Source organism: Pseudomonas sp. P4_C3, assembly GCF_056402075.1.
Window position 1 is genome coordinate 1 of sequence record NZ_JBFUIC010000150.1, and the last position, 10750, is coordinate 10750.

The following is a 10750-nucleotide window of genomic DNA, read 5'->3' on the forward strand; positions in this document are numbered from 1 at the left end:
GCCCAACCTGGCGATCGAAGCCAAGGCCACTCAGCCAATGGCGGCACTGGCCGAATTCCTCGACCAGTTCCCCGGTCGCGTGYTGTTTACCGCCGAATCSGCAGGYCGCCGCGAAGTGTTGCTGGAGCTGCTGGAACGYCTGAAGCTGCGACCGAAAACCGTCGACAGCTGGCCGGACTTTGTCGCTGGCAAGGATCGCCTGGCGATCACCATCGCCCCGCTCGACGAAGGCTTGCTGCTCGACGACCCGGCCCTGGCCCTCGTCGCGGAAAGCCCGCTGTTCGGCCAGCGCGTGATGCAGCGCCGTCGCCGCGAAAAGCGCGCCGATGCCAACAACGATGCCGTGATCAAGAACCTCACCGAGCTGCGTGAAGGTGCGCCGGTGGTGCACATCGACCACGGTGTCGGTCGCTACCTGGGCCTGGCAACCCTGGAAATCGATAGCCAGACCGCTGAATTCCTCGCCCTGGAGTACGCCGAAGGCGCCAAGCTTTACGTGCCGGTGGCCAACCTGCACCTGATCGCCCGCTACACCGGCAGCGACGACGCCCTGGCCCCGCTGCACCGCCTCGGTTCCGAGACCTGGCAGAAAGCCAAGCGCAAAGCCGCCGAACAGGTGCGTGACGTGGCCGCCGAGTTGCTCGACATCTATGCCCGTCGTGCCGCCCGCGAAGGCTACGCTTTCGCCGATCCGAAAGCCGACTACGCCACCTTCAGCGCCGGCTTCCCGTTCGAAGAAACCCCGGACCAGCAAACCACCATCGAAGCGGTGCGCGAAGACATGCTCGCGCCCAAGCCAATGGATCGCCTGGTGTGCGGCGACGTCGGCTTCGGCAAGACCGAAGTGGCGATGCGCGCCGCGTTCATTGCCGTGCATGGCGGTCGCCAGGTGGCGATCCTGGTGCCGACCACCCTGCTCGCCCAGCAGCATTACAACAGCTTCCGCGACCGCTTCGCCGACTGGCCGGTGACTGTGGAAGTGATGAGCCGCTTCAAGTCGGCCAAGGAAGTGAATGCGGCGGTCGCGGACCTGGCCGAAGGCAAGATCGACATCGTCATCGGCACGCACAAGTTGCTGCAGGACGACGTGAAGATCAAAAACCTCGGCCTGGTGATTATCGACGAAGAACACCGTTTCGGCGTACGCCAGAAAGAACAGCTCAAGGCGCTGCGCAGTGAAGTCGACATCCTGACCCTGACCGCTACGCCGATTCCGCGCACGCTGAACATGGCGGTGTCGGGCATGCGCGATCTGTCGATCATCGCCACGCCGCCGGCTCGTCGTCTGTCGGTACGCACCTTCGTCATGGAGCAGAACAAGAGCACGGTCAAAGAGGCCTTGCTGCGTGAGTTGCTGCGTGGCGGTCAGGTCTATTACTTGCACAACGACGTGAAGACCATCGAGAAATGTGCCGCCGACCTCGCCGAGCTGGTACCGGAAGCACGGATCGCTATCGGTCATGGGCAGATGCGCGAACGCGATCTCGAACAGGTGATGAGCGACTTCTACCACAAGCGCTTCAACGTGCTGATCGCCTCGACCATCATCGAGACCGGCATCGACGTGCCGAGCGCCAACACCATCATCATCGAGCGTGCCGACAAGTTCGGCCTGGCACAGTTGCACCAGTTGCGCGGCCGGGTCGGACGCAGCCACCACCAGGCCTACGCCTACCTGCTGACGCCGCCACGCCAGCAAATCACCCCGGACGCGGAAAAGCGCCTGGAAGCGATTGCCAACACCCAGGACCTCGGCGCGGGCTTCGTGCTCGCCACCAACGACCTGGAAATCCGTGGCGCCGGCGAACTGCTCGGCGACGGCCAGAGCGGGCAGATCCAGGCCGTCGGCTTCACGCTGTACATGGAAATGCTCGAGCGCGCAGTAAAGTCGATCCGCAAGGGCGAGCAGCCGAACCTCGACCAACCGCTCGGCGGTGGTCCGGAAGTCAACTTGCGCGTGCCGGCGTTGATTCCCGAGGACTACCTGCCGGACGTTCACGCCCGCCTGATTCTCTACAAGCGCATCGCCTCGGCCACCGATGAGGACGGCCTCAAGGATTTGCAGGTGGAGATGATTGACCGTTTCGGCCTGTTGCCGGAACCGACCAAGAACCTGATCCGCATCACTGCATTGAAATTGCAGGCCGAGCAACTGGGCATCAAGAAAGTCGATGGCGGCCCCCAAGGCGGTCGCGTCGAGTTCGCCGCACAGACGCCGGTCGACCCGCTGACCCTGATCAAACTGATCCAGAGCCAGCCAAAACGCTACAAATTCGAAGGCGCCACGATGTTCAAGTTCATGGTTCCGATGGAGCGCCCGGAAGAGCGCTTTAATACTGTAGAGGCGCTGTTCGAGCGCCTCGTTCCGAAAACTGCTTGAAGGACGCCGCATGCGCCTGTTTCGCTCACTGACCTTGCTGACCCTGTTGATGCCAGCACTGGTTGCACCCACGGCATTTGCCGATGACCTGTATCAGGTCGAAATGATTCTGGTCCGTCAAAACGCCGTGCCGGCGATTGTCAGCCGCGCCGCACCGGAAGACTGGGCCGCTGGCGCCCAACCCGTCAGCCCCGACAGCCTGCGTACACCAAGCCTGAATGGCGAGGTGGAAAAACTCACCAGCAGCGCCGACTACACGGTGTTGCTGCACAAGGCCTGGCAACAGACTCTCGGCGAAAACGCCAGCAAAGTGGCGATCAGCGACGGCAAGGAACAATATGGTCAGTTCCCGATCGAGGGCACGCTGAACATGACGCTGGGACGCTTTACCGACGTCGACGCCGATTTCTGGGTCAATCAGATCGATGCCAATGGCATGGTGACCGCCAGCGAGCGCCTGAAACAGGAAAGCCACACCAAGAACGGCCAGTTGAACTTCCTCGACAACGGCCACCTCGGCCTGCTGATCAAGATCACCTCGCTGACCGCTCCCGCACCCCGAGCAGCTCCCGAAGAAATTCCGGACTGATTCCCTATGTCCGCGACCCTGAGCAAACCCCTGGCACCATCCTGGGTCAGCCGATTCAAGGAACAGAGCCTGGAGCGTGGTCGCCGTTACGCGCTGGAGAATCGTGTCAGGATCGTCGAGGCCGGTGACGCCACGATCATTGCCGCCTGCGAAGGCTCTGGCAGTAACGTTTACCGTCAGACCATTCGCCTGCGCGAGTCAGCCAAGGGCACGCTGCTGATGGTCGACGCCACCTGCTCCTGCCCGGTCCACATCAACTGCAAACATTGCGCAGCGGTGCTCCTGCAAGTGCAGGAAACCCTCGACTACCCCGCTGYCGCCAAAGACGCCGAACTTCTGGAAAAACTCCAGGCAGTCCTGGAAAACCGCAGCCCGAAAGCCCCGCCGCAAGTGCTGGTGGACAATGTGCAGCCCGTCCCGCGCCTGTGGCTGGCCAGCATCGAGTTCAGCGCGTTCGAACCGCGCAACGGCCGAATGCAGCGGTACATTCAGCATCGGGCGGCGCTGTCTTTCAGCTACCTGGACGAGTACGTGTCCGGGCAGAGAAACTCCGACATCCTGATTCGTCAGGAAACCCAGACGCTGCGGATAAAACGCCACCCGGAAGTGGAACAGTCCTACCGGGAACAGCTGCGAATCCTCGGTTTCAAAGTCGCCACCCGGCAAAGCAAGGCCTTGCCGGAAAGTGCCGGCGAGCTGTTCGAGATGGTCAATGACAGCGCCTGGCTGACCTTTACCCTCAATGAACTGCCGAAGTTGCGCACCCAGGGCTGGGAATTGCAGATCGACGAGGACTTCGGTTTCGACCTGACGGTGGTAGACGACTGGTACGCAACGGTCGAACAGGCACCGGAGCGCGACTGGTTCGACCTGGAACTGGGGATCATCGTCAACGGCGAACGCCTGAGCCTGTTGCCGATCCTGCTCAACCTGATGCGCTCCCACACCGAAATCCTCAACCCGGAACGCCTGGCCCGACGCCGCGACGACGAGCTGATCCTGGTCAACATCCCCAATCGCCCGAACTCCGAGTACGGCCCGCTGCAAGTCGCCCTGCCCTTCGGCCGCTTGAAGCCGGTGCTGGCCACCCTCGGCGAGTTCTACCTGCAGGAGCCCGGCGACACCACGCTGCGCCTGAGCAAGGCCGATGCCACGCGCCTGAACCCGCTGGAAGACATGCCACTACTGTGGGAGGGTGGCGAACAGATCCGCACCCTTGCCCAGCGGCTGCGCGACATCAAGGACCACACGGCCACCGCCCCGGACGGCCTGAATGCGACGCTGCGTCCGTATCAGCTCGAAGGCTTGAGCTGGATGCAGTCGCTGCGACAACTGGAAGTGGGTGGAATTCTCGCGGACGACATGGGCCTGGGCAAAACCCTGCAGACACTGGCGCATGTTCTGAGCGAGAAAAACGCCGGCCGCCTCGATCGGCCGTGCATGGTCGTAATGCCGACCAGCCTGATTCCCAACTGGCTCGACGAAGCGGCGCACTTTACGCCGCAGCTCAAGGTACTGGCGCTATACGGTGCCAGCCGCAAAAAGCACTTCGACAAGCTGGCTGACTACGATCTGATCCTGACCACCTATGCGCTGCTGCCCAAGGATGTCGAACGCCTGGCGGCGCAGCCCTTGCACATACTGGTGCTGGACGAAGCGCAATACATCAAGAACCCGAGCAGCAAGGCCGCCCAGGCTGCCCGTGAGCTCAATGCCCGGCAACGCCTGTGCCTGAGCGGCACGCCGCTGGAAAACCATCTGGGCGAGCTGTGGTCGCTGTTTCACTTCCTCTTGCCCGGCTGGTTGGGCGACGTCAAAAGCTTCAACCGCGATTACCGCGTGCCGATTGAAAAACGCACCAGCGAGGTCAGGCTCCAGCACCTCAACGGCCGGATCAAACCTTTCCTGCTGCGCCGCACCAAGGAACAGGTGGCCACCGAGTTGCCACCGAAAACCGAGATCATCCACTGGGTCGAACTCAACGAGGCCCAACGCGACGTGTACGAAACCATGCGCCTGGCCATGGACAAGAAAGTCCGCGACGAGATCACCCGCAAAGGCGTGGCCCGCAGCCAGATCATCATTCTCGAAGCGCTGCTGAAACTGCGCCAGGTGTGCTGCGATTTGCGCCTGGTCAACGAGGCGACCCTGCCAAGCCGTGGCAGCACGTCAGGCAAGCTCGACAGCCTGATGGAAATGCTCGAGGAATTGTTCGAAGAAGGTCGACGGATCCTCCTGTTCTCGCAGTTCACTTCAATGCTGTCGCTGATCGAAGACGAACTGAACAAACGCGGCGTGGCCTACGCCCTGCTGACCGGCCAGACCCGCGACCGCCGCACGCCGGTGAAGGAATTCCAGAGCGGCAAGCGTCAGATATTTCTGATCAGCCTGAAGGCCGGTGGCGTTGGCCTGAACCTGACCGAAGCGGACACGGTGATTCATTACGATCCGTGGTGGAACCCGGCGACGGAAAACCAGGCGACTGACCGGGCGTATCGCATCGGCCAGGAGAAGCCGGTGTTCGTTTATAAACTGATTGCGCGCGGCACGGTGGAAGAAAAGATTCAGCACCTGCAAAAGGAAAAATCCGACCTCGCGGCCGGCGTGCTGGATGGGCGCAAGGCCGGGGACTGGAAACTGCAGGGCGATGATATCGAAGCGCTGTTTGCGCCGCTGCCGGAAAACCTCGAAAAACGCTGAGATTTGCGGCGCCTGAACCGGCCTCTTCGCTGGCAAGCCAGCTCCCACAGGTTCAGTGGCGTTCGTAGAATTTGTATTCGACGCGACACTGTAGGAGCTGGCTTGCCAGCGAAGGAAGCCACTCGGTGTCGAGTGAACTCAGCCCTTGAGCACCCGCGCCAATGTCGATTTCACCTTGCCCATGCCGTCATGCAACGCCTGCTCGATTTCGGCCATGGTGATCACCGCCGTCGACTTGCCCGCCGCCGGGTTCACCACCAGCGCCAGACAGGCGTAATCCAGTTCCAGTTCCCGGGCCAGGGCGGCCTCCGGCATACCGGTCATGCCGACGATGTCGCAGCCATCGCGCTCCAGCCGGGCGATTTCAGCCACTGTCTCCAGGCGCGGCCCTTGAGTGCACGCATACACGCCATGACTGCTGTAGCCCACACCTTCCGCCGCCAATGCCGCGATCAGTTGCTGGCGCAACGGTTCGCTGTAGGGGTAGCTGAAGTCGATATGGGTGACCTGCTCCAGGTCATCGGCAAAGTAGGTGTGCTCACGACCGCTGGTGTAGTCGATCAACTGATGCGGCACGCAGAAATGCCCTGTGCCCATGGCTGAGTGAATTCCACCCACGGCATTGACTGCGAGAATCGCTTGCGCCCCTGCCTGCTTCAGCGCCCAGAGGTTGGCGCGGTAGTTGACCTGATGCGGCGGAAAACGATGGGGATGACCGTGACGCGCGAGAAAAAGCACTTCCTTGCCGGCATACTCGCCGATCTGAATGTCGGCCGAAGGTGCACCATAAGGCGTGTCCACTGCCAGTGACTGGCGAATGCTCAGGCCTTCGAGTTGAGTCAGGCCAGTGCCACCGATAATCGCGTAAACCGTCATAACGAACAGTCCTTAATCAATCAATTGAGCTTCTTTGAGCGCGCCGACAGCGGCCAGCCAGCGCGGGTCCTGACGGTATTCGGTGCTGGCGAACGACTGGCCGCGCATCCGCGCAATGCGCTCGGAAGGCTTGACCTTCAGACGCTGGGCAGCGCTCAGGGCGAGCTCGGCAGCCGCACGGTCGTTGCACACCAGGCCCATGTCGCAACCGGCAGTCAGCGCCGCTTCGATACGGCTGGCGGCATCGCCGACCACGTGGGCGCCCGCCATGGACAGGTCGTCACTGAAGATCACCCCGTCGAACTGCAACTCGCCACGCAGGATGTCCTGCAACCAGCGGCGGGAGAAACCAGCGGGCTGGGTATCGACTTGTGGATAAATAACGTGGGCCGGCATGACCGCGGCCAGCTGCTTGCTCAATTTGGCAAACGGCACCAGGTCGTTGGCACGGATCTCGTCGAGGCTGCGCTCATCATTCGGGATCGCGACGTGGGAATCCGCTTCCGCCCAGCCGTGACCGGGGAAATGCTTGCCGGTGGCCGCCATGCCTGCGCTGTTCATCCCGCGGATGAATGCACCGGCCAATTGAGCGGCGCGCTCCGGGTTACCCTCGAACGAACGGGTACCCACCACCGCACTGCGCTGGTAATCGAGGTCGAGCACCGGGGCGAAGCTCAGGTCCAGGCCGACGGCCAGCACTTCGGTCGCCATGATCCAGCCGCACTGCTCGGCCAGGTACTCGGCGTTCGGGTTGTCGGCGATGGCGCGCATGGCGGGCAAGCGCACGAAACCCTGGCGCAGGCGCTGCACACGACCGCCCTCCTGGTCCACAGCCAGCAACAAGTCGGGACGGACGGCTCTGATCGCCRCACTCAATTCACGCACCTGGCGTGGGTGCTCGATGTTACGGGCAAAGATGATCAGGCCGCCCACTTCGGGCTGGCGCAACAATTGGCGATCTTCAGCCGTCAGCCAGGTACCGGCGACGTCCACCATCAACGAGCCTTGCAAGCCAGCAGTCATAAAAATTCCTTGATAACAGAAAACCCGGCCCACACGAATTCGCCGCCGGGCGCTGTGCCCGGCAGGTCGGCGATATCAATGGAAAACGGGTTCAGAACGAGAGTCGGCATGGGCGGCTAGCTTAGCGGATGTCGGCTGCCGCGCCCACCCGTGTGCGGTTAAACCTTGGCGGCAACCGGTGTCGATTTGCTGCGTGGACGCAACTGGGCAGTGGCCATGGCCGCGTCCGTCACACCGGATTCGGCACGCATGCCGGCGGCCAGGAATGGCACCATCAGACGCATGACCTGCTCGATCGAGGTATTCACGCCGAAGTCGGTTTCAGCAATCGCCCGCAAGGCCTTGATACCGGACATGCTGAACGCCGCAGCACCGAGCATGAAGTGCACGCGCCAGAACAGCTCGATGGGCGGAATACGCGGTGCCGCGTCGTTGACCAGTATCATGTAGCGGCGGAACACCTTGCCGTACATGTCTTCCAGATAACGACGCAAGTGCCCCTGGCTCTGACTGAACGCCAGTCCCAGCAAACGCATGAAGATAGACAGGTCGTTGCCACTGCGCGGCTGCACCACCAGAGCCTGCTCGACGAGGATTTCCAGCAACTCTTCGAGTGTCGGCCTGATTTCAGGTTTGGCCAGGCGCCGCTCCAGCTCTTTATCGAGACTGATGCAGAACGGCCCGAGGAACCGCGAGAAAACCGCCTGGATCAACGCCTTCTTCGAACCGAAGTGATAGTTCACCGCCGCCAGGTTGACACCGGCCTTGCTGGTGATCAGGCGCAACGAGGTTTCGGCGAAACCTTTTTCCGCGAACAACTGCTCGGCAGCATCGAGAATGCGTTCAACGGTTTCCGACTGGGCCATGGCTACTCCGCCTGACAAACACTTGTTTGAAACATACGTTTCAGCCTGCGCCTTGTCAAGCCTGGCAGTTCGTTTCGGGAATGGTCGGTCAGACATTTAACCACACAACAGCGAAGCTTCAATCCACTGCCTGATTGACCGTCCGGCGGCCATTAAAAAAAGGAGCATTGCCAAGACCGGCTCACTGTATATAATCCCAGTCACTGTATAAAAAAACAGAGCGATCAATATGCTAAAGCTGACGCCACGCCAAGCCGAGATTCTGGCCTTCATCAAACGCTGCCTGGAAGACAACGGTTATCCACCTACCCGCGCGGAAATCGCTCAGGAACTGGGTTTCAAATCACCCAACGCGGCGGAAGAACACCTCAAGGCACTGGCCCGCAAGGGTGCAATCGAGATGACGCCTGGCGCCTCCCGTGGCATTCGCATCCCCGGCTTCGAAGCCAAGGCCGACGATTCCACCCTGCCGATCATTGGCCGGGTCGCAGCCGGCGCCCCGATTCTTGCGCAGCAACACATCGAAGAGTCCTGCAACATCAATCCCGCCTTCTTCCATCCGCGCGCCGACTACCTGCTGCGCGTCCATGGGATGAGCATGAAGGATATCGGCATTTTCGACGGTGACCTGCTGGCGGTCCACACCACCCGCGAAGCCCGTAACGGCCAGATCGTGGTGGCGCGAATCGGCGACGAAGTGACCGTCAAGCGCTTCAAGCGTGAAGGCAGCAAAGTCTGGCTGATCGCCGAGAACCCCGAGTTCGCCCCGATTGAAGTGAACCTTCAAGACCAGGAACTGGTGATCGAAGGCTTGAGTGTCGGCGTCATTCGCCGCTAAAGGAGGCACCATGCAGTTCCCACAGCCATCACCACAGCAAACCCAACTGCCGTTGTTCGAAGCGTTCATGGCGCAGCCATTGGCGCCGATTCTGAAAGACGTAGTCGAGTCCCCCTGGAGCGCCGAACCTGACGTTTTCAGCGAGCTGTCACTGCGTGGTGCAACCGGGAACTGCCTGAGCCTGCTGGCACCGATCCTCAGGGAATTGAGCCAGGACCAGGATGCACGCTGGCTGACACTGATCGCGCCACCCGCCAGCCTGACTCAAGCCTGGCTGCGAGATGCCGGCCTCAACCGCGAGCGCATTCTGTTGCTGCAACCGCGGGGCACCCAGAGCGCCCAGCAACTGACCTGCGAAGCGCTGCGCCTGGGTCGCAGCCACACGGTAGTCAGCTGGATCAACCCGTTGAGCCCGCAATCGCGGCAACAACTGATCAGCGCCGCCCGCACCGGGGACGCTCAGAGCCTGAATATTCGTTTGGGCTAACTGACAGACAGGGCGCGAGCTTCACCGCGCGAGGCTTCTCCAGGGACTGAGAAGCCGATGAATAGCGACATCAAGAAAAACGACAGACGGGGATCAATGAAGAACCCGTGACCCCTCGTCCTTGTCGAATTCGCCTTCAACCAGGCGACCCGCCATCTGAACACCGACGCTCAACATCGCCTTGGCGACTTCCACGTGCTGTCCTTGCAGGAACGCTTTGGCGTCCTCGGAGAAATCCAAAGTAACCAGAGAACCCTCGTCCTCGGCCCTGCGCAGCTCGATACGGCCGTCTGGTAACTCGACAATTTCTAGAAAGGACGTTGGCATAAAGGACTGTTCTCCACGAAAGGCGGGGATTATATAGGCATCGTTCGGGGTTCGCTTGAGATCTTGACCAGATGTCATTACCCAAATGTGTGCGTCAGCACTCGTTCAACCCTTCACGAAACCGGATCGCCAATGCTTTCAGGTTCTGACGCCAACTCTCCAGCTCCTCCCGACTCAGCTCTTCCGGCGCATCCTCTTCATCCAGGTTGACAGCCAGGATCAGTGGCTGGGTCACGTCCCCTTTCGGCTTGTGCGGCGCGCGCGGCGGTTGAAACAGCGCAGCATGGGCGGCCAGGAGTTTGGCCAGCCAGGTCTCCGGGTTATTGGCCAGCTCGACCAGCTCAGCCATTTCCGGAATGGCGATGGCATCCAGCACCTCGCGAGTCAGCAATAACTCTGCACGGGGCGCATTGGCCTGAGGCAAGCGATAGTAACCGGCGATTTCGTGACACAGCCCCAACAGCGCGCCGTACAGGTGAAACAGAGCGGATTCGCGTCCCGCCTGGATCAGCGCCAGCGAATTCATCGCCCGCCCCTCTTCAGTGCGGGCCAGTGCTTCCAGCGACAGGCCGGCGAAATAAATCTTCTGATTGGTGCGGGTATAAAGTTCGTGGGCCATGACGGCAGCCTCCACAACGAAATAATTGCTTCACGCAGGTTGGAC

At 61.3% G+C, this 10750-nt stretch carries 10 protein-coding genes; 5 read left to right on the top strand and 5 right to left on the bottom strand.

The genetic code is table 11. From position 1 onward, the window contains the following. From mfd to AC1DVH_RS20310, 3 genes are all read left to right on the top strand, one after another. The coding region (gene mfd / locus AC1DVH_RS20300; protein WP_477755304.1) for a transcription-repair coupling factor at positions 1-2380 on the top strand (2380 nt) is incomplete at its 5' end. 10 nt (positions 2381-2390) lie between these two features. Further along, entirely contained in the window at positions 2391-2969 is a 579-nt protein-coding gene (locus AC1DVH_RS20305; RefSeq protein ID WP_477755305.1) for a CsiV family protein, read from the top strand. A 6-nt stretch (positions 2970-2975) separates the two neighbouring features. Further along, entirely contained in the window at positions 2976-5669 is a 2694-nt protein-coding gene (locus AC1DVH_RS20310; RefSeq protein WP_477755306.1) for an SNF2-related protein, read from the top strand. Between the two features lie 138 nt (positions 5670-5807). Here AC1DVH_RS20310 and AC1DVH_RS20315 read toward each other — a convergent pair whose 3' ends face one another. From AC1DVH_RS20315 to AC1DVH_RS20325, 3 genes are all read right to left on the bottom strand, one after another. Further along, positions 5808-6545, bottom strand: a complete 738-nt coding sequence (locus tag AC1DVH_RS20315; RefSeq protein ID WP_477755307.1) for an S-methyl-5'-thioinosine phosphorylase — start codon at positions 6543-6545, stop codon at positions 5808-5810. A gap of 12 nt (positions 6546-6557) precedes the next feature. After that, positions 6558-7568: a beta-N-acetylhexosaminidase gene (gene nagZ / locus AC1DVH_RS20320; RefSeq protein WP_477755308.1), complete on the bottom strand. Its 1011-nt coding sequence runs from the start codon at positions 7566-7568 to the stop codon at positions 6558-6560. A 158-nt stretch (positions 7569-7726) separates the two neighbouring features. Beyond that, on the bottom strand, positions 7727-8434 hold the full coding sequence (locus AC1DVH_RS20325; protein ID WP_477755309.1) for a TetR/AcrR family transcriptional regulator: 708 nt from the start codon (positions 8432-8434) through the stop codon (positions 7727-7729). 229 nt (positions 8435-8663) lie between these two features. Between AC1DVH_RS20325 and lexA the strand changes: the two genes are divergently transcribed. Both lexA and sulA read left to right on the top strand, forming a co-directional pair. Further along, a complete protein-coding gene (lexA, locus tag AC1DVH_RS20330) occupies positions 8664-9272 on the top strand; it encodes a transcriptional repressor LexA (RefSeq protein ID WP_477755310.1) in 609 nt (202 codons plus the stop codon). Between the two features lie 10 nt (positions 9273-9282). Then, positions 9283-9759: an SOS-induced cell division inhibitor SulA gene (gene sulA / locus AC1DVH_RS20335; protein WP_477755311.1), complete on the top strand. Its 477-nt coding sequence runs from the start codon at positions 9283-9285 to the stop codon at positions 9757-9759. Between the two features lie 93 nt (positions 9760-9852). On the opposite strand, the gene AC1DVH_RS20340 is transcribed toward sulA, so the two are convergent. Together AC1DVH_RS20340 and AC1DVH_RS20345 are read right to left on the bottom strand one after the other, a co-directional pair. After that, a complete protein-coding gene (locus tag AC1DVH_RS20340) occupies positions 9853-10086 on the bottom strand; it encodes a hypothetical protein (protein ID WP_015095953.1) in 234 nt (77 codons plus the stop codon). A gap of 94 nt (positions 10087-10180) precedes the next feature. Beyond that, positions 10181-10705, bottom strand: a complete 525-nt coding sequence (locus tag AC1DVH_RS20345; protein WP_477755312.1) for a DUF6586 family protein — start codon at positions 10703-10705, stop codon at positions 10181-10183. Between the last annotated feature and the right edge of the window lie 45 nt (positions 10706-10750).

Excerpts from the sequence above, each read along its gene's own strand:
- AC1DVH_RS20305 (WP_477755305.1), top strand. The coding sequence starts at position 2,391 with ATGCGCCTGTTTCGCTCACTGACCTTGCTGACCCTGTTGATGCCAGCA.
- AC1DVH_RS20315 (WP_477755307.1), bottom strand. The coding sequence starts at position 6,545 with ATGACGGTTTACGCGATTATCGGTGGCACTGGCCTGACTCAACTCGAA.
- AC1DVH_RS20325 (WP_477755309.1), bottom strand. The coding sequence starts at position 8,434 with ATGGCCCAGTCGGAAACCGTTGAACGCATTCTCGATGCTGCCGAGCAG.
- lexA (WP_477755310.1), top strand. The coding sequence starts at position 8,664 with ATGCTAAAGCTGACGCCACGCCAAGCCGAGATTCTGGCCTTCATCAAA.
- sulA (WP_477755311.1), top strand. The coding sequence starts at position 9,283 with ATGCAGTTCCCACAGCCATCACCACAGCAAACCCAACTGCCGTTGTTC.
- AC1DVH_RS20340 (WP_015095953.1), bottom strand. The coding sequence starts at position 10,086 with ATGCCAACGTCCTTTCTAGAAATTGTCGAGTTACCAGACGGCCGTATC.
- AC1DVH_RS20345 (WP_477755312.1), bottom strand. The coding sequence starts at position 10,705 with ATGGCCCACGAACTTTATACCCGCACCAATCAGAAGATTTATTTCGCC.